This window comes from Bacillus sp. MYb78 (assembly GCF_002975115.1).
Lineage (GTDB): Bacteria > Bacillota > Bacilli > Bacillales > Bacillaceae_G > Bacillus_A > Bacillus_A cereus.
Genome location: NZ_PCOB01000016.1, coordinates 14,142 through 38,682 on the forward strand (window position 1 = coordinate 14,142; position 24,541 = coordinate 38,682).

Genomic DNA, 24,541 nt, shown 5'->3' on the forward strand with positions numbered 1-24,541 from the left:
AATCGTTTTCACAAACATTTCATTTGAAAAATGTTATCAAACCCCCTACAATCACCTTATACTCACTCTTACAAGTTGCTATTTTAGGAGGACTAATCATGACAACTAGCAATACGTACAAATTTTATTTAGACGGAGAATGGAGAGAAAGCTCTTCAGGAGAAACAATCGAAATTCCATCTCCATACTTACACGAAGTAATTGGACAAGTACAAGCAATTACTCGCGGAGAAGTAGATGAAGCAATTGCATCTGCAAAAGAAGCTCAAAAATCATGGGCTGAAGCTTCCCTACAAGATCGCGCAAAATACTTATATAAATGGGCTGATGAGCTCGTAAATATGCAGGATGAAATTGCCGATATCATTATGAAAGAAGTCGGTAAAGGCTATAAAGATGCGAAGAAAGAAGTTGTTCGTACAGCTGACTTCATTCGTTACACGATCGAAGAAGCTTTACATATGCACGGAGAAAGCATGATGGGCGATAGCTTCCCTGGCGGAACGAAATCGAAACTTGCGATCATCCAACGCGCACCACTTGGTGTTGTATTAGCAATCGCACCATTTAACTACCCAGTAAACTTATCTGCTGCAAAACTTGCACCAGCATTAATTATGGGTAACGCTGTTATTTTCAAACCAGCAACTCAAGGTGCAATTAGTGGTATTAAAATGGTTGAAGCACTTCACAAAGCCGGCCTTCCAAAAGGTCTTGTAAACGTAGCTACAGGACGCGGTTCTGTAATTGGTGACTACTTAGTAGAACACGAAGGCGTCAATATGGTATCGTTCACAGGTGGTACAAACACAGGTAAACATTTAGCGAAAAAAGCTTCAATGATTCCACTTGTATTAGAACTTGGTGGTAAAGATCCTGGTATCGTTCGTGAAGATGCTGACTTACAAGATGCTGCAAACCATATCGTAAGCGGTGCATTCTCTTACTCTGGTCAACGTTGTACAGCTATTAAACGTGTACTTGTACACGAAAACGTAGCGGACGAGCTTGTTAGCTTATTAAAAGCGCAAGTAGCTGAACTATCAGTTGGATCTCCAGAACAAGACAGCACAATCGTTCCATTAATCGACGACAAGTCTGCTGACTTCGTTCAAGGCTTAGTTGACGATGCTGTTGAAAAAGGTGCTACAATCGTTATCGGTAACAAACGTGAGCGTAACTTAATTTACCCAACATTAATCGACCACGTAACAGAAGAAATGAAAGTTGCTTGGGAAGAGCCATTTGGCCCAATCCTTCCAATCATCCGTGTTTCTTCAGACGAGCAAGCAATTGAAATTGCTAACAAATCAGAGTTCGGCTTACAAGCAAGTGTCTTTACAAAAGACATTAACAAAGCATTTGCAATTGCTAACAAAATCGAAACTGGTTCTGTTCAAATTAACGGACGTACAGAGCGCGGCCCTGATCACTTCCCATTCATCGGTGTAAAAGGTTCAGGTATGGGCGCACAAGGTATTCGTAAGAGCCTTGAGTCTATGACACGTGAAAAAGTAACTGTATTAAACTTAGTTTAATCTTATAAAAAGAAGCTGATTTATTTTTAAATCAGCTTCTTTTCTATATAAATACTTCCGAAAAACGGAGTATTTCATTCTACTTCCGATTTGGTTTTCCAAATCGAACTAAAACATGCCATAATAATTTTAATTCCTGAAGCACTTCTTCATAAGTGCCACGATCACTCCAAGATAATGGATTGCGTTTCAAATCCACTACAGCAGAGCCAATTATATTTGCATCGATACAATGATTCCTTGCAATGCGTCTTGCTAAAGATGGCATTTTTGAACCTCTAAAATCCATCGGAACTTCGTCTACCATAAGTACAAAACCGATGTGCCAATACAAATCAATAGCATACTTCAGGCAAATTTCTTCTAAAACTCTTCCTACATCCGTACCCTTAAATGAAGGATCTGCAACAAGCACCTCTACGTCTTCTTTAAGAGAAATCTCTCCATGAATCTGCGCTTCAATATAATGATTAAGATTACGGGCTGGCTCTTTGCTTACTAAATCTATAAACGGCCTTTTCAGATTAGCCAGTAAATGATTAATTAATATTGTTGGAGTCAAATTTCCTTCACCAATTGCAAAATCTCTTACAAATGTCTCTTCCAAAAGAGCAGCTAAAATCATATCAAACTCCTCATAAGTCCCCTTTTCTTTCGGATCTTGATGCGAATCTAAATACGTATATGTAGAGCGCGAAGAAACTTTTGGAGATAAAAGAAAATAACATGAACCAAAACGCGGAGCCGGCCCATCTGGATGTAACATTAAATTTAGCGCTCCGTATTTTGGCCGTTGCTCATTCGTTACGCCTTCTAATTGATATGCCCCTCCAAATATTCTCTTTTCCCAAAGGTCACGTTCACCACCAGGGTAAGCAGATACGCTTCCATTAGATAGTAATGTTTCAAATTGACTTTTATATACTCCTTGCTCAAACAATGCTTCAGCAACACTTTTCATACTCGAATCAAGTCTGTCTGGATGAAAGTGTAAAGCAATCCTTGCATGAGATTTTAAATTAGCGACAGCCTCTTCAAATATTTCATCTGTAATATTAGACATTTTAAGTATATGATTAATCGTTGCTTTAGCCTCACGTTTTTCGTTCTCTGCATATTTTGAAATATACTCTAAAGCAAATAATTGAGATCTTGATAATTCCATAATCCAATCTCCCCTTTAATTGAAATGACCTTAATCTTTTCAATTAAAAGTGCATTTTTTCCTTCTTATGCAACTAACCTAATTTATTGAACAAAAAGTACTTTAATACAGTCTAATTACAGATACGAGCATTCTTTACGGGTAAATCCACACATTCTACAGAAATTTGATACCCTAGCCATCGCTCAGCAATATGTTCAAATGATAAAACAGATCCCGTTGTAAAAAAGCGATGCTTCGGATTCAGATTGTCAGACAAAATTCCTTTGTGCTGTAAAATGGTACTTAACTCTATCGCTGTTTCTTCTGCAGAACTAATAATCGTTACATCTTCTCCTAGTTCCTTTTTTATATAGGACTCTAGAAGTGGATAATGCGTACACCCAAGAATTAACGTATCTATATCTTCTTTCGTTAATGGAAGTAACGCTTGTTTCACTTGCTGCGTGACATATGCTATATCTTCTAATCGATTTTCTACAACTGTAGCTAAAGTCGGACACGCATGACTATGCACTTCCAAATATGTATCAAGCTCGTGTAATGCTTTTTCGTACATATTAGATTTTATCGTACCTACAGTTCCAATTACTCCGATTTTCTCTTTCTTTGTTACTTTAATTGCCGCTCTTGCTCCTGGATGTATAACGCCAATAACTGGAATGGAAAGTGCTTCTTGCAGCGCAGTCAATGCAGCAGCTGCAGCAGTATTACATGCTACGACTAGCGCTTTTAATGGAAACTGTTTGAGGAACTCAACCATTTCAAATACGAAAGATTGCACCTCCTCTACACTTCTTGGCCCATACGGGCAACGCTTATTATCACCAATATAATAAATGCTCTCTTTAGGCAATTGTCTTATAATTTCGCTCGCAACTGTTAATCCCCCAACTCCCGAATCTAACACACCTATTACTGAATGTTTATGACAAACAGACATTTATTTCATCCCCTTTTCAATCATCTAGCGCCAATAACATGTATTATATTACGGAAATTCAAATATCACATAACAATCCCTCTTACTTTTAATCACAAACTCTTCTCTATAATCTGATTATTACTATATCCATTGACGTATAAAAATACATTTGTTACTCTTAAAGACGTTAATTTAATATTTAAATCCTCATTCGTATCTCGGTGAGGTAGAGGTTGCAATCATTAAGAGTATCATTTCAGGAGATGTAGTGGCATTGATGAAGGAATGAGAAAGGAATGGTTGCCGAAGTAAGTCGTGTCCACCATGCACGCTTGCTGGGTCTGCATTTAATAAGTGCAGAACTGTCACAAACGTTTCGTTTGTGGAGAGCTATCGAGAGGTATGTCGTGGGTTTCTTATAAGATAGAAAGCATGTAGCGGCAGATTACGTGCTTTTTTTGTTTTGTTTGGGACTTCTCTTCTCTACTAAGAAGACATACATATCTCCTCGCTTGACTTGGTTATACTAACTTTGGAGGTATTTTCTATGCAACAAAAAAAATGGGGCTTTTGGGTACTAACAGCTTTCGTTGTCGGTAACATGGTTGGCGCTGGTATTTTCATGGTGCCAAGTACGTTGGCACAAACAGCAAGCCCACTCGGTGTCACTTTAGCTTGGTTAACAACAGGGTTTGGTGTTTTAATGCTAGCTCTTGTTTTCGGTAATTTAGCAATTCGTCGTCCTGATTTAACGACAGGACCACAAAGTCATGCATATGCTTTATTCTCAACACCAAAAAAGAAAAAAATGGCTGGATTCAGTATGGTATGGGGATATTGGGTTGCAAACTGGGCAAGTAACGTTGCCATCATTACATCATTTGCGGGATATTTATCACTCTTCTTCCCAATTATGAAAGATACGCGACTACTATTTTCAATCGGTTCTTTTAACATAGAAGTCGGAAAACTAATTACATTTACGATTTGTTCCATCTTACTTTGGGGAACTCATATTATATTAACAAATGGTGTAAGCGGAGCTGGAAAACTAAACTTCTTAGCAACAACAACGAAAGTAACTGGATTCCTTTTATTCATCGTCGTTACGTTATTTGCATTCGAAGCTTCTAAGTTTGGACAATGGTACACGCCGATGATTGATAAATCAGGTGTATCACATGGTCTTCTTTCACAAGTAAATTCAGCTGCTCTTACAACGCTTTGGGCGTTTATCGGAATTGAATCAGCCGTTCTTTTATCAAACCGTGCTGTTTCTCCAAAAACGGTAAAACGTGCAACAGTTGCGGGATTACTTATTACAGTTGCGATTTACTTAGGAATTACAATTTTAACAATGGGTGTACTTCACGTTGATAAATTACAAACTTCTGAACGTCCATTAGCAGATGCACTAAACGCTGCAATGGGTCATGGCGGCGGGAAACTGATGGCATTACTTGCTCTTACTTCCCTGTTCGGTTCTATCTTAGGCTGGATTTTATTAAGCTCAGAAGTACCTTATCAAGCAGCAAAAGAAGGTTTCTTCCCTTCCTTCTTCACGAAAACAAATAAAAAAGGAAGTCCAATTTACTCATTACGATTAACAAACATTATGTCGCAAGTATTCCTATTCTCAACATTATCAGGAACCATTGCGGAAGCTTATACATTCGTTATTACCGTATCGACACTGGCCTACCTCATTCCATATCTCGTTTCACCAATCTTCCAGTTAAAACTAGTCGCAACTGGTGAAACATATAAAAATGAAATGCGGGCAAGAATTACAGATGGCATAGTCGCAGTTATCGCACTTTGCTACGCACTATGGGTTATTAAAACCGGCGCATCCGATATAAAAACGTTCCTTCTCGGAATTGGTTTATTCGTAATCGGATTTGCTTTCTATCCATTAATGAATCGTGATCAGAAAAAAAATAACGAAAAGAAAAACGGGCAAGTTGCATAACGCAATTTGCTCGTTTTTTCTTTTGTAAAACATATATAATAGAACAAAGAGGTGAAAAACATGTCAATCGAATCGCTATGGAGCAGTCGCTTCCAACAACATATTCAAAATATCATTACATACTTTGCACGTATGATTAACGGTTTACTATATAGCTTTATCTTTATTTCATGCGTTGGTGCATATTATTATGCTCAGTTTCTAAAAGCATCTCCTTCTAAAGGAATATCTTTAATAATTATAACGATTGTACTTACATTCATTATAACGAGATGCCCTATCCGTACATTTATTCAAAAACCTGATGCTGTCTATTTACTAGCACTAGAAGAGAAATTAACATCTTATTTCAAAAAATCTCTTCTATACAATTACATCATTCAGCTTTTCCCATTGTTATTTACGTTCCTTATTCTCGTTCCACTTGCTATGCAATCATTGCAATTAACGGTTCCTTTTTTATGTACAATCTTTATCATGTTAATGATTACGAAAGCCTGGAACATGTACATACATTGGATGTGGCGTGATAGTCACGAAAAAAACATATGGCTAATCATTCGTATTACTTGTAACGCCCTAATCATTTTCATGCTGTTTTATTCCGCAAATGTTCTCATATTGGGCGGACTACTCTTACTACTTGCTTTCCTACTTCTATATACGAAAAAACAGCCTACAAAACGAATACCTTGGGATTACATAATCGAGCAAGAAGAAAAAATGAACGTTCGTTTTTATCAATTTGCTAGCATTTTCACAAATGTTCCGCAACTGAATAAACAAGTAAATAAAAGAAAATGGCTTACAAATTGGATTGAACCTTTATTACATAAAAAACGAGCAACTTTCTTCTACTTACATACACTAGCATTTTTACGTGGAAATGATTATTTCGGCATATATATTCGCTTAGGATTGATCGGTGCTTTCGCCTTATATTTCATACCAAATATATACGTAAAAGGCGCTATCGCTTACATCGTTCTATATATGATTTCTATGCAGCTCCGTTCACTGTGGAAATATTTTTCGGGAAATATTATTGTAGCATTATATCCGATTGGTACTGAAGAAAGAATGAAGCAATTTCTTCGCTTAATCTTTATATTGCTAAGCATTCAACTCATTGTATTTTCGAGTGTTATACTCATTGCTACAGGTCAATTTTTACATAGCCTTATCATTATGATTGTCGGGTTACTCTGGATCAAATTTATTATTGTACCAAAAACGAAGCAAAGAATTTCCGCATTTTAACGAAAAGAATTATCTTAAAAGCCAAGGAGAAAATAAATTATCTCCTTGGCTTTTTTATTTTTTAATGTTAAACCTATCGTTCATACTTAATTACAAACTTTAGGTATGTTACTCCTGTTTTTCTTAAACATAGAGTGCTATACAAACTCCCTTTCTTCCCCTTGATGTTTTAGGGTTTAATTATGATTTTTACATACAAAAATCATAATACATGTTTACGTCCTAATAAAAAGGGTATCTATTAAATTAACAGCGTAAAGGAGGGGCCTATATTGTGAATAAAAAAATGGAGCAATTGAAGCACCATGTTACCGACAATCAATGCAAACATGCTTTAACAACAAACCAAGGAGTAAAAATAGCTGAAGATGAATTTTCTTTAAAGATGGGCTTAAGAGGCCCAACCTTAATAGAAGATTTCCACTTTCGCGAGAAAATGACCCACTTTGATCATGAACGAATTCCTGAAAGGATTGTTCATGCACGCGGAGTTGGCGCTCATGGTTATTTTCAGCTTTATGAATCGTTAGAAGCATATACGAAAGCAGATTTTCTTACTAATCCTTCAAAGAAAACACCTGTATTTGTACGGTTCTCAACCGTTCAAGGTTCTAAAGGATCCAATGACACAGTAAGAGATGTACGCGGATTCGCCACAAAATTTTATACAGATGAAGGAAACTATGATTTAGTGGGTAATAATATGCCAGTATTCTTTATCCAAGATGCCATTAAATTTCCTGATTTTGTCCATGCAGTTAAACCAGAACCACATAATGATATTCCTCAAGGAGCTAGCGCTCATGATACCTTTTGGGACTTTGTTGCGCATAATCCTGAGTCCACTCATATGGTCATGTGGCAAATGAGCGACCGAGCTATTCCACGTAGTTTACGAATGATGGAAGGTTTTGGAGTTCACACATTTCGACTCATTAATGCAGAAGGAAAAGCCCATTTCGTAAAATTTCACTGGAAACCTACCCTCGGGGTTCATTCATTAGTATGGGATGAAGCTCAAAAGATTGCTGGGAAAAATCCTGATTTTCATCGTCAAGATTTATACGAAGCAATTGAAAAAGGGGATTATCCTGAATGGGAGCTTGGATTACAGTTAATTCCAGAAGAAGATGAACATAAATTTGATTTTGATATTTTAGATCCAACGAAATTATGGCCAGAAGAAGAAGTTCCCGTAAAATTAGTTGGTAAAATGACATTGAACAAAAATGTTGATAACTTCTTTGCTGAAACAGAGCAGGTAGCTTTTCACCCTGGTCATGTCGTACCAGGTATTGATTTTTCAAATGACCCTCTTCTGCAAGGAAGATTATTCTCCTATACAGATACACAATTATCTCGTTTAGGGGGCCCTAATTTCCATCAAATCCCTATCAATCAGCCCGTATGTCCTTTTCATAATAATCAACGTGATGGTATGCATCAAATGCAGATTCATCGCGGTCAAACAAGCTATCATCCTAATGGATTAAATAACAATCAACCTGCAACCGTCCAAGCCGAACAAGGAGGATATGAACATTATCAAGAAAAGATTGATGGGCATAAAATTAGAGGTCGCAGTAAAAGCTTTCTTAACTTTTATTCTCAGGCTAAACTTTTCTACAATAGTATGAGCCCTATTGAAAAGCAGCACATAAAAGAAGCTTTTTGCTTTGAAGTTGGGAAGTGTAAATCAGACATGGTGAAGGCAAATGTAATTGCTCTCCTAAACCACGTCGATCGTCAATTAGCACAAGAAGTCGCTAACATTATTGGATCTCCTTTACCTAAGGAAAATCACGAAGTAAATTCAGATGCAAAATCACCTGCACTAAGTATGTCTAACACTATTTTTAAAGCTGACTCCAAAAATGTTGCAATTCTATTAAATGGTGACCCAAGTGTCTCCCTTCTGTCCGAATGGATTCAAGCTTTTGCACAGCATCGTATTAACTATAGCATCATAGATAATAAAATTTATCAGTTCAATGATTCCATTAAAGTAACTGATACTTATACAACAACAGACTCCTCCCTTTTTGATGCAGTATTAGTGTTTAGTAGTGAGTCTGTCATTCAACCCCCTGTTTTAGAATTTGCAGAAACTACTTTTAAACATTTTAAACCGATAGCTCATGTCCTTAGTAATCCTCATGCTTTGGACCATAGTAAGATTAAACTGGATGGAGCAGGAGTTTACAACTTAACAAACACTTCAATTGAATCATTTATAGAAAGTATTGCCCAAGGAAGATTTTGGAACCGATGATATAATGTAAGGAGCGGATTAGAATGAGTAAAAAAATTGCTATTTTAATAACGGATTATTTCGAGGATACAGAATACACAGAGCCAGTAGGAGCTTTTAAACAAAAGGGATATAAATTAACAACTATTGAAACTGAAAAAGGGAAAACGGTACACGGTAAACAAGGAAAAAGTGAAGTCGTAATCGATAAAAGTATTAATGATGTTTCTCCAGAGAACTTTGATGCCCTCTTCATACCAGGCGGGTTCTCCCCAGATATACTTCGTGCAGATGAACGTTTTGTTCGCTTTAGTAAAGCATTTATGGATGCGGAAAAACCTGTTTTCGCTATTTGTCACGGACCTCAGCTACTCATCACTGCACAAACACTTGAAGGACGCGATGTAACTGGATATAAATCTATTGAAGTCGATTTGAAAAATGCCGGCGGGAACTTTCATGACAAAGAGGTTGTCGTATGTCAAAATCAGCTAGTAACAAGTAGACAGCCAGAGGACATCCCAGCGTTTATTGAAGAATCGTTGCGTATATTAGGATAACTACTTTGGTTAACTAACCTTGTATTTACATGAAAATAATGAATCAACTGGTCGTTTACAGGAAATCCGACCACCACAAATAGCAGGATAAATAAAAAAGGGGGGAATCCAAAAGTTCAGTTTTAATAATCTTTTGGATTCCCCCCTTTTCTCGCCCAAAAATTCCTTATCACTTTTCATAGGCATTTCTCATATAGTGAAAATGACTATATAATTCCTATCCATAAGTTAAATAATGATTTCGCACATATATAAATACAAAAGATGGGAGCCTTATTTATGAATAACAATCCACCTTCAACGCCCCCAAATCCAACGGAAACGAATAATAATGAAGTGAGCTTACAAACGTTACGCGTTATTGGGCTAATTGTACTGATTAGTGGCTACATATTAGTAGCGCTTTCTGAAGTAGGCACATTAAAAAATCTTTTGCTACAGCCGAATACCACTCCAAATTTAGCTGAAGTTGATCCGTTCTAAAAATTATATAAAAAGCGAATCCCAGTATAGCTGGTTCGCTTTTATATAGTTTCATCCAATTTGAGAAACATTTCTCTCATCCTCATACTTCTCTTTCCCTATCGCTTTCATAAATAGTAAAATACTGCTCATACCAACGATAAAGTACAGAGCACTCATGCCCCAAGATGCAATAAATGAACCTAGCATAACACCTAATGCCCCGTTCATTTTTGCCACTTGAAAGACCATTCCGTTAATCGCCATATAAGAACCTCTTGCCTCATTTGGCACCATATCTGCCATAATAGATTGACGCACTGGCACATACATCATCTCACCTACCGTTTGGAAAAGCCCTGCAATTAATAAAATCCATAAGCTATTGCTCGTTCCGAGTATTGTAAATCCAATTGTATAAATGAATAAACCTACATATAAGATTTTCAAATCGTTGAAGCTTTTCAGCATTTTAATAAGAAGTGCTGAACATAACACAACTAAAATTGTATTCTCTGCAGAAATCCAGCTCAGCATGCGAATCCCTGTTAAATCAAACGTAATACCATTCCCGAATAAAAAGTGCACCGTTTCAAATTCCTTCTGCAAGCGAACACCTAAATAATTATTAATTTGAAACTCTAAAGACAATGTACATATACTCGCTGCACAAAAAATTAAAAATGCTTTATCTTTCATCACGACTTTATAACTATCTGCCATACCTTTTAATACATTTTTCTTCTCCACCGTTTTTCGTGCTACATACACTTCTTCCATATACACAGCCATCACATATAAAGTAATAATTGCAACAAGCGTTAATATGATAAACAATTGTAATCTATAGTTTTCAAATAGTAATCCACCAAATATTGCTCCAATCGCAATGGATAAATTAATAGCCCAATAATTAATGCTATACATTACTTTTCGATTTTCAGGTGTACTCACATCAATTAACATCGCCTCTGTCGCAGGATTCATAAGTCCAGAGCCTAAACTATTCACTAACATAAACACAAATGTTAGCCATGGTGAGTCAACGTAATCCGAATTCGCAACTCCCATACAAGCAATGGAAATGACTTGTATACTTTGACCGATAATCATAACCTTTTTACGCCCAAGCCGATCCCCAACATATCCACCGTATAAACCAATTACTAACGAAGCTATGACATTAATAAGTAGTAACGCACCAGCAATCGCACTACCTAACTTTATTGAAAAATAAATCGCCATAAATGGAAAAATCATTGTGGACACAGTACGTGTTAAAAACGAAGTTATAATTCTAATTTTTATATTTCGATGCATACTCCAAAATCCCATTGTTTCCCCCTCCTTATGCTTACTTATTTTACTTTGAAAAAAAGGAAGAAAAAGGTTAGAATATTCTAAAGAGTTTCCCCTTTTATGATAGAAGGAAGTGTATATATGAAAATTATGGACTATTACATTAGACTAAGACTACATGCACAAGATCAACAACATATGCGAAATAGCTTACAAGAATTAGCGGATGTTTTATATTGTAGTACGAAAAATGTAAAGATTTTATTAAAGAAAATGAGCGAGGAGCAATTAATTAGCTGGACTCCAGGGCGAGGCCGCGGAAATAAAACGGAAATTCTATTTATACATAATTTCGTAGAAGCGATTGAGTCCTATACAGATGAACTGTTAGCGCAAGAAAAATTAAAAGATATCTTTCTTCTTTTAAAAGAACCCCTCCCCCTTGCACTTCAAAAAAAGATAGAAAATAAACTACATCATCATTTTGGATACGAACCTTCAAACGATATGTACGACGTATTAAAGATTCCTATATCGAGAAAGATATTCCCATTAGATCCGGCTTTTGTGGCTGTAACTACAGAGAGCCATCTTACGAGTCAAATTTTTGATACGTTAGTCGTCTATAACGATGTTACTGAAAAAATGGAGCCTCACATTGCGCATACGTGGGAATTAAGTGAAGATGGACTTACGTGGACCTTTTATTTACGAAAAGATATATATTTTCATAACGAAACAATTTTAACTTCTAAAGATGTACAATTTTCATTTGAAAGACTAAAGCAAGTTCAATCTCCTTTTGAATGGTTAACAGAAGAAATTATTCAAATTGAAACACCATCACCACTGCAAATTCAATTCCATTTAGCAAAACCAAATTTATTTTTCTTACACTATGTAAGTTCTATGCAGCTCGCAATTTTACCGCGTGATACGAGTATTCAAAATCATCATTATATAGGTACCGGACCTTTCAAACTTGCTCATTACTCTGAAGATAATATCGTACTCGAAGCGTTCAACCATTATTTTAAAGAGCGCGCGTTATTAGACCGTATTGAATTTTGGGGTATTCCTGACCATGTGCAAATAGATGCTGATTATGAACTACCAAACGAAGAAGAAAATGAAAGGTACGACATACAAGTAGAAGAAATAGGCTGCATTTATGCTGGCTTTAACTTTACAAAACCTGGTCCCCACCATGACATTTACTTTCGAAAAGCTTGGAGAGAACTATATGATGTTGAAACGATACTTCGTAGCATAGAGGGTAGACGAACAATTGCTGCATCAAGCTTTTTCCCTGAAAGAAGTAGCCAAGCTTCTAAAAGATCTTACTCTTTAGAAAAAGCGAAAGAGTATTTAAAAAAGAGCACCTATAATGGAGAAACACTACATATTTACTTCTTCGCATTTAAAGATAGTGCAAATGATGCATATTTCTTAAAAGAACGATGTGAAAGTTTAGGTATACAAGTAGCGCTTCACCCATTTCCCGTTTCAGATTATATGGATCGCTCTATTGATAAACATGCCGATATTATTTTCATGGGAGAAGTGTTTGCTGCCAATCATGAAATTGCATTCTTAAATGTATTTAAAAATAAAAGTTGCTTCGTAAATCGGTTCATGGACCCACACTACGAAAAACAAATTAACTGTTTGCTAGATACATTTTTACTAGAAGAAAATAAAGAAAAGCGTTATGAACTCATGTATGAGATTGAAGAGTTTTTACAAGCAGAACACATCATTTTATTTAACTATCACGTTTTAAAAAGAAAAACATACCCTTCTTCTTTAAAAAACGTAACAATTGATTCATTCGGTTGGGCAAATTTTGCGAAGTTATGGATACAACCATCCACGTATTAAAGTATGATTTTTTATAAAAGGAGAAGGTACTACATCCTTAGTAGTACCTTCTTCACATACAAATATAAACTATTATTTAATTACTCCATCTAAGTGATCTTTCAAGTTTACTAAAAACTTCTCAATATCCGGATTCTTCACCACATCATAACAAGCAAAACTCTTTAACGGGCTCATACCAAGAAACTTCTGCACGCGGTGTAAATGACTAAGCGTTGATTCTAGACTTTCCCCTTCAAAGAACTTCGTCTTATCTCCAAATGAATTTTCAGGTGCATTCCAAGTTGTAGAGAACATATACGATTTCTCTTTTAATAAACCACCTGTTCCATATTCATCTGCACCTTTAAAGAACAAACCGTATTCATACACTTCATCCATATACGTTTTAAATAAACCCGGAACGCTAAACCAATAAATTGGTGTTTGATAAATTACAACATCGGCCCATAAAAATTTATCCTGTTCTTCTTTAATATTGTAACCATCTTGAATCGTTGTTGTTTTCACATAATGATTCTCGCCTAATAGAGTAACCATATAATCTACTAACGTTTTATTTAATCGTCCTTCCTTTGTACCGTATTTTTCATGTCCATTTATAATAAATATATTTTTCATTACTTTTCTCTCCCCTATATGATCTACTCTTTAGCTATTAAGCCGAGTTGCTGCTGTAGTGTAAGATTATCTTCTAAATGCCAATCCTCCGTTATCTTTCCGTCTTTCACATGTAAAATATCAATTGCAAAAAAATTAATTTTCTTACCATTATGCGTTCCTGTAAAAGAAAGACGGGCTGTTACTTTATCACCAACAACCAATAAGTCTTCAATCTCGCAATGTATATCAGGCACAACTTTACGAAAATTTTGCGCTGCAAACTTTAATCCTTCAATGCCTTGTGGTCGCCCTTTCGGCAATGTATTATCGAAAAAATTTTCAGTAACAGTCTGCGGAATAATTTCCTCCTTACCTGTATCCCAAAATGCATAAAAACGCTGCGCCGCATGAACCATTTCTGTCGCTTCTTTTTTACTTATTGAGGGATCAATTGTCATTGCTTTTGGCTTTGGCATTTCTTTTAATAACTGGACTTCAGTTTTTTGTTCCACACCACATGCTACAAGCACAATACAAATAACAAACAAACTAAGAAATCCAAATAACTTTTTTATCCCCATGGAAATCACCACCTCCTTATATAAATCCTCTTTGTTTCGTATTGCTATTGTATATGCAATAACTTCCTTTATGGAAGTAGTGATATTTTTTTCATATAGTTACCAAAAGTATAGTTTTGTGATACTATAAAGCAAATTCATCCAAAAAAATTTTATGGAGGCTAGTTCCATGAACAATATAGATCCAATTGAATTAACGAAAGGTTTACCTGGCATACCTTGTCCTATCGCTAAAACGCTTGATGTAATTAGTACAAAATGGACGTTTTTAATCATTCGTGATCTTCTTATCGAAGGAACATTACGCTTTAGTGATTTACAAAAATCAATGGATGGCATTAGTCCAAAAACATTATCGCTTCGACTAAAAGAGTTAGAAACACAAGGTATTATAACGAGAAAAGTATATCCAGAAGTTCCGCCTCGTGTAGAATACACATTAACGGATAAAGGAAAGCAATTAGAGGGGATATTTATTGAGTTAAAGCGGTTTGGATTAAGTCTATAAAATGAAACTTTAATTGGGATTTTACAGGATAAAACAAAAAACCCCTTACCGTCGTAAGGGGTTTTATTACTTCGCAAAACTTTCAGCCAACTGCTTCTCTCTCCACATAAATGTAATGCCGAGACCAACTATTAAAACAACGCCTGAAAATGCATATGGATAATGAATATTCATATCAAATAATATCCCGCCCATCGCTGGTCCTGCAATATTACCTAAACTCGTATAAGTCGAGTTCATACCAGCAACGAATCCTTGTTCTTTTCCAGCTGCTTTTGATAAAAACGTCGTTAATGCCGGACGCAGTAAATCAAATGCTAGGAAAATAAAGCAAGTAACGAGAAGTACGATCCAATAATTAGAGACTACAGTTGAGACGAATGCTAATATTGCACCTATAATTAAACATATTTGGATTAATACTTTTTCACCGAACATGTCTACCAATTTGCCAAACATAAATACCTGTACAACTACCCCAAAGATCGAGCTAATTATAATAATTGCTGCAATATCTTTCGGTGAGAAACCAAATTTATGATCAGAGAACAAGCTAAACACTGTTTCATATGCTGATAATCCGAATGCGAGTACAAATACGATAATAAATGCAATTGCATACATTGGATGTAATGATTTCTTTAAATCACCAATAAAACTTGATTCCTTCGTATTAGCAGAAATCTCCGCAAGTTCTTCTTTCGTTAACGGTTCTTTTAAAATAAAAATTGAAATTACACATGCAAAAAAGGCAATTACTGCGGCCACAAAGAACGGCACACGTATACCGTATTCTGCAATAAATCCGCCGATTCCAGGCCCTATAATAAAGCCGGTACTAATAGCCGCTGATAAATATCCCATCGCCTTTGGACGTTCTTCCATAGATGTAATATCCGCAACATATGCCGTAACACCAGGCATAATAAACGCCGCACTAATTCCGCCTAATACCCTCGCTACATAAAGCATCCATACATCTTTTCCTAATCCAAAAAGAAGCTCTGAAACACCAAAAATAAATAATCCAATGATTATCATTTTCTTCCTACCGTAAAGGTCAACCCACCGGCCTGTAATAGGTGAAGTAATGAGCTGAGCCATTGCAAATACTGCAACGAGATATCCCATCGTCTTCCCTGTTAAATGCATATCATTCATAAAGGACGGCATAACCGGAATGATTAATCCAATCCCTAGAAAAGCGATAAATATATTACTCAAAAGAATGACCAATACCATCTTTTGTTCTTTTATCGGTTTCTTCACTTTTTAACACCTCTTCCCGTAAGTTCCTCTCAAAAAATAATGCCCAAGAAGCTTTTTCTTTATCCTGCTCTTTGCAGGCTAGTAATGAGTGAAGATGCCTCCACTCATTAGAATTTCACTCTATCCTTCCACACATACATAAGCATTAGGTGAATGACTATCATTCAGTTTTCCTCAAAAATGAACCTACCTTTTCAGACAGGTTCATCTTACTACTTCTTTATATGTAGTGCATGTGTTAAAAAATCTAGTACTTCTGCCTTTTGTAGCTCGACTTGCTCATCATCTTTATGATCATATAAATAAACTTGTTCCGCTGCTGATTCAACAAGAGCGATAAATAACTTCGCTGTTCGTTCTGCGTGAACCGAATCACGAATTTCACCAGCTTCTTTCGCCTCACTTAAAAATTCGCTTAACCACATATAAAGAGGCTCATACACAGCTTCCCACTCTTTTATATGTTCTGTAGATGCAAGACCCGCATACATTAAAGCTTGTATTTCACGGTATTCCTCTATAAAGTGAAACACCGCATCGATTACTTGTGCCACTTTATTTGAAAAAGGTACATCTTTTTGTACTTTCTCTTTCACTGCAAGTATCATCTTTTCAACCATCACTTCTGCTATTGCAGGCATAACAGATAGCTTAGAAGGAAAATATAAATAGAAAGTTCCTTGCGCAATGCCAGCTAATTTCACGATATCAGAAATCTTCGTTTTTTCGACGCCCTTTTCCTGAAACACTTCAATAGCTGCATAGACAATTTTCTCTTTTTTATTCATCATCTAAACCCTTTCACACGCATATTGAATGACTGTCACTCATTTTATAAGATAATTGATTGTACTGTCAATGATAGTGAACTCTAAGAGGACGTCATTTTTTTATAATAAAATCTCCTAATAAACAATTAGGAGATAAAAATACAATATATCTTTAAGAAAGTGCCTTTAATCCTGTCACTCCACATACAATAAGAAACACACTAATAATACGCGCTTTACTTTTCGACTCACCAAACAAGAACATGTTTAATAAAACTGCACCTGCTGTTCCAATACCGATCCAAACCGCATACGCGACACTGACTTGTAAAAATAAGAAAGATGTATACAAGAATGCGAAGGATGTAGCAAACCCACCTATATAAATCGCACCATTGGCTAATGTTTTATCTTTACTATACATTTTAAGTCCTATCACACCGACTATTTCACTAATTGCAGCACAAAATACGAAAAACCAACCCATCTTTAAGCAGCTCCTTCCACAGTTTCTTCTTTATTATCAGCTAACTTTAAACCGATAACGCCGGCTACTACCATAAGAATGAAGAATAGTTTGCCTGCGCTGAAACTTCCACCGAAAAGAAATACATCCATTAAGAAAGTACCTACCGTACCAGCTCCGGCGAAAACAGCATATACAGTCCCTGTTGCAAGATGTTCACACGCTTTAGAAAGGAAGTGAAAATCAACAGCGATAACTCCTAAAATGATAATCCAATGCCACCAAGTATCGGCTGTATTAAAACCAAACACCCAAAAAATTTCAAAGATACATGTTAATATGACATATAACCAAGCTCTATTTTTCATACCTCTCACCTCTTATGACTGACTATCAGTCATTTTTATTTTAAAAAAATATACTCTTTCATTATTACTATATAAAAACAACTATCATCCTCATTTACCTTTGTATTTGTTCCATTTCTAAGCTAACTACATCATTCCATACAAAAATGACTGAATGTCATTCATATATATTGTACATGAACATTTTAAAAACTGTCAATGCCGAAAGTTTATTTAAAATTTCTTTCATCCGATTTGTATATTTCTCAATAATCTGTCAATACTGCTAGTAACATAATATTTTCTCCACTCCCCCTTGGAGAGATCCCTTGAATGGAGCAGTTAGCTTTTGCTAGCTGCTCTTTGTAATTTGTCCGCACACTATGATGAAATACTCATAGATCAACCATCTATTTATTTTCCAATGAGTTTTTGTATGCACTAATTTTATTCTCAAGCATCTTCTCTGTAACTTCTAAGTTTTCTCTTTGAATCTGAATAGATTTCCTATGATCTTCTAGGAGTTGTAAACGAGCTTCTGTTGTATGCTCCCCTTCTGTATATAATCTAGCGTATTCTCTTATTTTCGCTATTGGCATTTGCGTTTGTTTTAATTTCATTACAAACTGCAACCACTTTATATGTGACTCTTCGTAAAGTCGATTTCCATTTGTATCACGATTTGCAATTAATATATTTTCCTTTTCATAATAACGTAGTGTATGTGTGCTCATGCCTAATAACTTTGCTACCTCGCTAATTGTGTACATACTAAAACTCCCTTCACATGCTTACCCTTATATATTTTATGACCGTATCAAATTTATAAAAAACATTTGACTTAGAGTATACTCTAACAAATACAATCTAACCATAAATGAATTTGAATTTAGGGGGATTTTATATGAAATACACGGTTATTACTGGCGCAAGTTCCGGAATTGGTTATGAAGCAGCTTTAGCATTTGCATCTCGCGGAAAAAATTTAGTACTTGTAGCTCGAAGACAAGAAGAATTAAACGGATTAAAATTGAAAATTAACGAAATGCATCCTGAGTTGGATGTTGTCATTCGAAGAACTGATTTATCTGTTACTGAAGATGTTTATAAACTTTATGAAAGCCTACAAGCTTTTCAAATTGAAACGTGGATTAACAACGCAGGTTTTGGTAATTTCGCCTCAATTGCTGAACAAAATTTAAATAAAATCGAGACGATGTTGCATGTCAATATAGAAGCACTAACAATACTCTCTTCTCTTTTCGTTCGAGATTATTCAATGGTTGATGGAACACAGCTTATTAACGTTTCATCGGGCGGCGGATACACGATTGTTGCTGATGCTATTACGTATTGCGCTACGAAATTTTATGTAAGTGCCTTTACAGAAGGGCTGTCTCACGAACTGAAAGAACAAGGCGCAAAACTGCAAGCAAAAGTTTTAGCTCCTGCTGCAACTGAAACAGAATTTGCGAAACGTTCATTTGATATTGATGAATTCCAATACGATAATGTTGTACCAAAATTCCACACTGCAAAACAAATGGCACAATTTATGCTCGATCTTTATGATAATGATAAAGTTGTAGGAATTGTCGACGGTTTAACGTATAACTATGAACTTAAAGATCCACTTTATAATTTTGCCGTGAGACAAAAGAATTCAAATTCTTAATAACCTGTCCATTTCTTATGGAAATATATATTCCCACTATATATGTAAATAATAGTGGGAACTTTTTCTCTATAAATTTTTTATCCAACATACCGCACCATCGCCACTTCATCACAATAATCCACCTTTGGGCAATGTCTACAATCAATCCATACTTTCTCTGGCAACGTTTCTTTATTTACAAAATCAAATCCACACTTTTGAAAAAATACTGTTTCATATGTTAAGGAAATTACTCTTCTTACATTTATTTTCGTAGCTTCCTCCATTACATGATTTACGAGCATACGCCCTATCCCTTTCCCTGCATATGTATGCGAAACTACTAATGATCGTATTTCTGCAAGATCTTCCCCTAATACATGTAATCCAGCAACTCCAACAATTCTCTCGTCTTCTTTCATAACATATAAACATTGCAAATATTGATAAAGAGACAAAAGAGAACGTGGTAAAACAACTCCCTCTTTTGCATAAACCTCAATAAGATTATAAATTTCTTTCACATCACTCGTCACCGCATTACAGATTTTCATATTACATCCCCTTGCCCTCGATATTAATATTTATAACTTTAAATGAATTTTAATTCATAATTTTATATAATAATACAGCTCTCTTTTCTCCTCGTCAATCACTTTATGCAAACAAAAAACCAAGCAATCTAATTGATGCTTGGTTCCTCATTTCGTATCGGCAATACCGTCGAATATTTAATTTCACGAAGTGCTAAACTTGTCTGTATCCTTGTAATACCAAGCTTATTCAGCTTTCTAATAAACTGCTCCAGTTCTTTACGATCACGATTTGCAACCTTTAATAAATAATCGTACTCTCCTGTTAAACAGTGACATTCTAACACTTCCGGCATCGATTCTAATTCTTTCTCCAACACTTCCAACTTGTCAAATTGATGAATATTCGTACTCATAAAAATAAAACATAATAAATCAAACCCAAGCTTTTCTTGATTTAAAATCGCAACTTGCTTATCAATGAAACCTTCCCCATCTAACCTTTTTATTCTTGCATGCATCGCAGCCGGTGATAAATTAACGCGACGTGCCAGCTCTGCATTACTTACTTGTGACTCCTTCTGCAATATATCTAAAATTTGTACATCCAAATCATCCAACACTTTAATAACAGACGACTCCATTACAACTCCCCCTTTTTTCTTACCGATGATTATTCGAAAAAACACCTTATACCTTACGCAAAACTGAATATCATTCCGTAAATATCATTCACAGATAAATATTTTATCGAGTTTTTACCATTATACAAAAGAATATATTATACAATAAAGAAAAATGCTAAAATTATTTACAATTCGTATTGATTATAAAAAAGGGGATTTTAGCATGCCTTATTTTTACGTCTTTTTACTATTACTAACGAGCTTATTATGGGGAGGAAATTTTGTCGTTGGAAAATCACTCGTCGATCATGCATCGCCGATGACACTGACAAATTTAAGATGGATGATTGCGATTGTTTGTTTATTACCAATGGTGTGGTTTAAAGAAAAGAAAATCCTTCCACCACGTACCGCAATACTTCCTTTAATATTGATGGGAATTTCAGGGGTCGCTCTTTTTAACATCTTTCAATTTTTAGCATTAGAAAAAACATCCGCTACGAATGTAGGTCTTATCTCTACTTTGAATGCAATTTCAATCGCATTATTTTCAGTATTATTTCTAAAAGAAAAAGTAAATACACTTCAAATCCTATCCATGATTCTTTCATTCTTCGGGGTTATCCTCGTCCTATTAAAAGGTGATTTCTCGCTTTTATTTTCACTACATTTTAATAGTGGCGATTTATGGATGATTGCAGCAGTCTGTATTTGGGGAATCTATTCTGTTTGTAGTAAATGGGCAACAAAAACAACTACACCACTTATGGCAACGTTGTACTCTGGTATTTTCGGCGTTATTTTATTACTACCGTTTAACATAGGTAGCTTCACTGTTTCAAATATAAATACTTCTTTCATCACATCACTTTTATATACCGGGCTTATTTCGACAGTTCTTTGTATGGTATTTTGGAATATTGGTGTACAAAAATTAGGTGCAACTACATCAGGTATTTTTCTAAACTTCAATCCAATTTTCACAGCCATTTTAGCATTCATATTCCTCGGAGAAGAATTAACGTGGATACAAATTTTAGGAACAATTGTCGTTGTAACAGGATGTTATTTATTTTCTCATTTCAAAACTGTCGCTGTTCAGCCAACTAGAGCTTTAATGCGAAAACATTCTTAATGAAAAAACATCGTCATCCAAGTGGCGATGTTTTTATTTACTCTTCATTTCTTTTATATACTGTTTTTCCTCTTCTGGCGATAAACGTTCCGTCGCCTTGCCAGTATCCCCACCTTGAAGGCTCCATAAAAAGTTATGTTCCTCAACGGTTTGAGAAAAATCTCCTTTTTCCCATCTATTTATAATAGAAAATAACTTCACTTTATATTGAAAACCTGTACTATTTTCAATATCTCTTTTTACATTAGAAATTTCCTTTTTTGACATTTCTACAAATCCCCATTTTTCAGAGGATTTTACCTTTTGGTGGACCATTTTATGCATAGTAGAAATAATTTCACCTTCACTAATTTGCGGAGCTTCTTCTGCAGCTTTTTTCTCTTTTTCGTTTGCCGCTCGCTCGGTTTGAATATTTGTATTTTCTTTTTCCACATATGCAAGCAATTTCTTTCCGCCAACTATAGAAGAGATGATTACCATAATGGTAATACATATACCTACAATCCATTTAAAAAGCATTAGCTCTTCATCGCTTCCCTAACAATATGACTATCTACATACTGCTTAAACTTCACGATTTTTCCATTTTCAAGCTGCCATACATGAACAAATTCTGCTTCAAATGATTTTCCTGTTTCTTTATAAACTCCAGAATACATACCTTCAGCAATAATTACATCTTTTCCGTTTACTTCATGATATGTATTTACACTTGCTTTATAATCATCCCATTCTGATCCTAAACGGCTAAATACATTTTTCATTATAGCTTCCACGCCTTTATATGTTCCGCCGTACGGGAAACCTTCTGCCTCTGTCCATTCCACTTTTTCAGAGAGGGCTTCTGCTAAATGCTTTGCATTCGAAGAAGCTGATCCTTCATACGTGCTTTGAATAATTTCTAAATTTGATTTAGGCATATTACTTCCTCCCGTTTATTTATTTTTACACAAGACGTAACCAATGCGGTTACATCTTGTGTAAAAAAATATTTAAATTGTTTCATTCGTAATTCATTAGTTGTAATCATTATAGTTACAATAATTCTTCAAGTCAACAATTTATAAATAAAATTTACTTCGTTTTCATTACTTTCTCTTTTAAGAAACGATCTACATATCCTTCTGCTTTTACTACGAATAAATACGCACCCATTGATAATAATGCAAGATCTAATTCATATCCTGGATTCTTTCCATCTCCTAATAAACCTGCTGCTCCATTTACCTTTACGATAGCTCCAGCTAAAATAAGAGCGAATAACAATCCTACATATCGTACACCTAAACCGATAATTAATAATATACCACCAACTAATTCTACAGTTGCTACGCCGTATGCAAGGCCACCTGGTAAACCGATGCTTGTAAACCATCCTGCTACATTATCGATACCTGATTGAAACTTTGCTAAACCGTGTGCAAAGAACGTAACTCCTAACACGATACGAATAATTAAATTCCCAATATATTGATTCATTTTGAACTCTCCTTTTTGTTTTGTTATGGTGAACTTTTATTTACAAGTCAAAACAATACGGTATTTTATTTCATTCGTCAAATACTTTTTTAAAGAAAACAAAAAACATTATCCGTTTTACGGATAATGTTTTCTTACAAAATAGCGCTAATTCAAGCTTTTATTCTATCGCATAGAAAAAGTTGAAACATTTTTCCAGCACCAATATAAGGCAGTAAAGAAACGTCCTCTTCCACAACCATTCCAACAACATTCACTTTCTCATCTACAGGTAAATCATGTGTAGCAACTTGCATCTCCCCTGCATATCTACCGTACAATTCATTATCAATTGTAATGCTGCCTTTCTTTCTTACAATTGTATGCATCGGCTGTAAAACCACTCTGTTTCTTTCCCTTGATTCTACAGATCGAATAACATCACGAGCCGGATCTAGTCTATTTGTATGCACTTGCTCCACCACTTTTAATACTTCTTTATCAGTTATAAATGATTTGTAACGCAATGGAATAATCCCTCTACTCGCACTAGCTACTTCTTGCATACTTTCCAAACTTGCGCTTATATCTCCAATCAATACTTTATCAACACCACAATCTTGAACAAGTTCTAAATACGCTTCAAGCGGGCGCATATTGCGATGTTTTTCTAACGTTGGTAACCCTTCATATAACGGACCACGTTTTTCCGCGTCTCCTGGAATAAATGCCATCGTTTTTATTCCGCACTTCTGTAAATATTGATTTTGTTTTTGTAAGAAGGACTTTGCTAGTCCCGTCTCTGGACGTGGATAAAAATTATGCCACGCTTCTACATTCTCTACTCTTATATGTTCTGCAAATAATTCTTTCCAAAATGGCTTTGTAATCGTACTCGCATTTAAAGCTACTTTCATCTTATGAGATACGCTTGCAATTTCTTTTGGCGCAATGCCGTAATCCATTCTTAAACCGGTAATGCCCCAGTCCAATAGTTCTTCCACATTTTCATATGTTAGCCCTAAATGATGTAACGATTTTGGAGAAACATCAACCATTAACTCCATTTCATGTGCAAGAGCTTGTTTCCCTAATATTTGAATTAACTCTTTATACGTATTTGGATCATCTTCTGGAATGTGCAGTGATGTAAAAATAGATGTAAACCCATTTTCCTTCGCTACTTTTAGCCACTCTTCTTGTTTCTCTACTCGTTCTTTTGAAAGATAAATGGAAACTCCGATCATATAAATCTCCCTTTTTATTAATAGAAAA

26 protein-coding genes and 1 riboswitch are annotated in these 24,541 nt (G+C 35.4%); of the genes, 10 read left to right on the forward strand and 16 right to left on the reverse strand.

Annotated features, from left to right (window positions below):
* The first annotated feature begins 98 nt into the window (after positions 1-98).
* Positions 99-1,538 (forward strand): NADP-dependent glyceraldehyde-3-phosphate dehydrogenase, encoded by a 1,440-nt coding sequence (gene gapN, locus CQ064_RS23875; RefSeq protein WP_000213616.1) that lies wholly within the window; start codon positions 99-101, stop codon positions 1,536-1,538.
* Between the two features lie 79 nt (positions 1,539-1,617).
* Here the strand turns inward: gapN and CQ064_RS23880 are convergent, their stop codons facing one another.
* Positions 1,618-2,703 (reverse strand): DUF3626 domain-containing protein, encoded by a 1,086-nt coding sequence (locus CQ064_RS23880; RefSeq protein ID WP_000423688.1) that lies wholly within the window; start codon positions 2,701-2,703, stop codon positions 1,618-1,620.
* Positions 2,704-2,815: 112 nt separating this feature from the next.
* A complete protein-coding gene (racE, locus tag CQ064_RS23885) occupies positions 2,816-3,646 on the reverse strand; it encodes a glutamate racemase (RefSeq protein WP_000109671.1) in 831 nt (276 codons plus the stop codon).
* Between the two features lie 201 nt (positions 3,647-3,847).
* A riboswitch (Lysine riboswitch) is annotated at positions 3,848-4,029 on the forward strand.
* Between the two features lie 146 nt (positions 4,030-4,175).
* On the opposite strand from racE, the gene CQ064_RS23890 reads away from it, so the two are divergent.
* The 5 genes from CQ064_RS23890 to CQ064_RS23910 all read left to right on the forward strand — a co-directional run bounded on the left by CQ064_RS23890 (position 4,176) and on the right by CQ064_RS23910 (position 10,154).
* Positions 4,176-5,600 carry an amino acid permease gene (locus CQ064_RS23890; RefSeq protein WP_001186297.1) on the forward strand — a complete coding sequence of 475 codons (1,425 nt, stop codon included), beginning with the start codon at positions 4,176-4,178 and terminating at the stop codon, positions 5,598-5,600.
* 60 nt (positions 5,601-5,660) lie between these two features.
* The gene (locus tag CQ064_RS23895; protein ID WP_000021357.1) at positions 5,661-6,860 is read left to right on the forward strand and encodes an ABC transporter permease; all 1,200 of its coding nucleotides are present in this window, start codon (positions 5,661-5,663) and stop codon (positions 6,858-6,860) included.
* A 274-nt stretch (positions 6,861-7,134) separates the two neighbouring features.
* Entirely contained in the window at positions 7,135-9,132 is a 1,998-nt protein-coding gene (locus CQ064_RS23900; protein ID WP_001035761.1) for a catalase, read from the forward strand.
* 23 nt (positions 9,133-9,155) lie between these two features.
* Positions 9,156-9,671 (forward strand): type 1 glutamine amidotransferase domain-containing protein, encoded by a 516-nt coding sequence (locus CQ064_RS23905; RefSeq protein ID WP_000037549.1) that lies wholly within the window; start codon positions 9,156-9,158, stop codon positions 9,669-9,671.
* Between the two features lie 279 nt (positions 9,672-9,950).
* Entirely contained in the window at positions 9,951-10,154 is a 204-nt protein-coding gene (locus CQ064_RS23910; protein ID WP_001063863.1) for a hypothetical protein, read from the forward strand.
* Positions 10,155-10,205: 51 nt separating this feature from the next.
* Here CQ064_RS23910 and CQ064_RS23915 read toward each other — a convergent pair whose 3' ends face one another.
* Positions 10,206-11,468, reverse strand: a complete 1,263-nt coding sequence (locus tag CQ064_RS23915) for an MDR family MFS transporter (RefSeq protein WP_000508213.1) — start codon at positions 11,466-11,468, stop codon at positions 10,206-10,208.
* Positions 11,469-11,552: 84 nt separating this feature from the next.
* Between CQ064_RS23915 and CQ064_RS23920 the strand changes: the two genes are divergently transcribed.
* Positions 11,553-13,313, forward strand: a complete 1,761-nt coding sequence (locus CQ064_RS23920) for an SgrR family transcriptional regulator (protein WP_000569521.1) — start codon at positions 11,553-11,555, stop codon at positions 13,311-13,313.
* A 72-nt stretch (positions 13,314-13,385) separates the two neighbouring features.
* Here CQ064_RS23920 and CQ064_RS23925 read toward each other — a convergent pair whose 3' ends face one another.
* Both CQ064_RS23925 and CQ064_RS23930 read right to left on the reverse strand, forming a co-directional pair.
* Entirely contained in the window at positions 13,386-13,934 is a 549-nt protein-coding gene (locus tag CQ064_RS23925; protein ID WP_000789175.1) for an NAD(P)H-dependent oxidoreductase, read from the reverse strand.
* Between the two features lie 23 nt (positions 13,935-13,957).
* Complete coding sequence (locus tag CQ064_RS23930; RefSeq protein WP_000511557.1) at positions 13,958-14,497, reverse strand: ester cyclase; 540 nt, start codon at positions 14,495-14,497, stop codon at positions 13,958-13,960.
* 169 nt (positions 14,498-14,666) lie between these two features.
* Between CQ064_RS23930 and CQ064_RS23935 the strand changes: the two genes are divergently transcribed.
* The gene (locus CQ064_RS23935) at positions 14,667-15,005 is read left to right on the forward strand and encodes a winged helix-turn-helix transcriptional regulator (protein WP_001059464.1); all 339 of its coding nucleotides are present in this window, start codon (positions 14,667-14,669) and stop codon (positions 15,003-15,005) included.
* A 66-nt stretch (positions 15,006-15,071) separates the two neighbouring features.
* Here the strand turns inward: CQ064_RS23935 and CQ064_RS23940 are convergent, their stop codons facing one another.
* The 5 genes from CQ064_RS23940 to CQ064_RS23960 form a co-directional block, all read right to left on the reverse strand.
* Positions 15,072-16,274, reverse strand: a complete 1,203-nt coding sequence (locus CQ064_RS23940) for an MFS transporter (RefSeq protein ID WP_000742960.1) — start codon at positions 16,272-16,274, stop codon at positions 15,072-15,074.
* Positions 16,275-16,486: 212 nt separating this feature from the next.
* Positions 16,487-17,065: a TetR/AcrR family transcriptional regulator gene (locus tag CQ064_RS23945; RefSeq protein WP_003269603.1), complete on the reverse strand. Its 579-nt coding sequence runs from the start codon at positions 17,063-17,065 to the stop codon at positions 16,487-16,489.
* Positions 17,066-17,216: 151 nt separating this feature from the next.
* Positions 17,217-17,531, reverse strand: coding sequence for a DMT family transporter (locus CQ064_RS23950; protein WP_000539671.1), 315 nt, complete (start codon positions 17,529-17,531; stop codon positions 17,217-17,219).
* A gap of 2 nt (positions 17,532-17,533) precedes the next feature.
* Positions 17,534-17,878, reverse strand: a complete 345-nt coding sequence (locus tag CQ064_RS23955) for a DMT family transporter (protein WP_000796015.1) — start codon at positions 17,876-17,878, stop codon at positions 17,534-17,536.
* Between the two features lie 389 nt (positions 17,879-18,267).
* Positions 18,268-18,627, reverse strand: a complete 360-nt coding sequence (locus tag CQ064_RS23960) for a MerR family transcriptional regulator (RefSeq protein ID WP_000288061.1) — start codon at positions 18,625-18,627, stop codon at positions 18,268-18,270.
* Positions 18,628-18,761: 134 nt separating this feature from the next.
* Between CQ064_RS23960 and CQ064_RS23965 the strand changes: the two genes are divergently transcribed.
* Positions 18,762-19,532 (forward strand): SDR family NAD(P)-dependent oxidoreductase, encoded by a 771-nt coding sequence (locus CQ064_RS23965; RefSeq protein WP_000878081.1) that lies wholly within the window; start codon positions 18,762-18,764, stop codon positions 19,530-19,532.
* Positions 19,533-19,612: 80 nt separating this feature from the next.
* Here the strand turns inward: CQ064_RS23965 and CQ064_RS23970 are convergent, their stop codons facing one another.
* Both CQ064_RS23970 and CQ064_RS23975 read right to left on the reverse strand, forming a co-directional pair.
* Entirely contained in the window at positions 19,613-20,068 is a 456-nt protein-coding gene (locus CQ064_RS23970; RefSeq protein ID WP_000686656.1) for an N-acetyltransferase, read from the reverse strand.
* Positions 20,069-20,196: 128 nt separating this feature from the next.
* Positions 20,197-20,691, reverse strand: a complete 495-nt coding sequence (locus CQ064_RS23975; RefSeq protein WP_000446098.1) for an Lrp/AsnC family transcriptional regulator — start codon at positions 20,689-20,691, stop codon at positions 20,197-20,199.
* Positions 20,692-20,896: 205 nt separating this feature from the next.
* On the opposite strand from CQ064_RS23975, the gene CQ064_RS23980 reads away from it, so the two are divergent.
* On the forward strand, positions 20,897-21,808 hold the full coding sequence (locus tag CQ064_RS23980) for a DMT family transporter (protein WP_001146238.1): 912 nt from the start codon (positions 20,897-20,899) through the stop codon (positions 21,806-21,808).
* 33 nt (positions 21,809-21,841) lie between these two features.
* Here the strand turns inward: CQ064_RS23980 and CQ064_RS23985 are convergent, their stop codons facing one another.
* From CQ064_RS23985 to CQ064_RS24000, 4 genes are all read right to left on the reverse strand, one after another.
* Positions 21,842-22,327, reverse strand: coding sequence for a PRK06770 family protein (locus CQ064_RS23985; RefSeq protein WP_000897992.1), 486 nt, complete (start codon positions 22,325-22,327; stop codon positions 21,842-21,844).
* Positions 22,327-22,728 carry a nuclear transport factor 2 family protein gene (locus CQ064_RS23990; RefSeq protein ID WP_001126703.1) on the reverse strand — a complete coding sequence of 134 codons (402 nt, stop codon included), beginning with the start codon at positions 22,726-22,728 and terminating at the stop codon, positions 22,327-22,329. Before CQ064_RS23990 ends, CQ064_RS23985 begins: the two co-directional genes overlap by 1 nt.
* A 154-nt stretch (positions 22,729-22,882) precedes the next feature.
* Positions 22,883-23,287, reverse strand: a complete 405-nt coding sequence (locus CQ064_RS23995) for a DoxX family protein (protein WP_001077751.1) — start codon at positions 23,285-23,287, stop codon at positions 22,883-22,885.
* Positions 23,288-23,439: 152 nt separating this feature from the next.
* Entirely contained in the window at positions 23,440-24,513 is a 1,074-nt protein-coding gene (locus CQ064_RS24000) for a DUF871 domain-containing protein (protein ID WP_000580624.1), read from the reverse strand.
* Positions 24,514-24,541 lie beyond the last annotated feature (28 nt).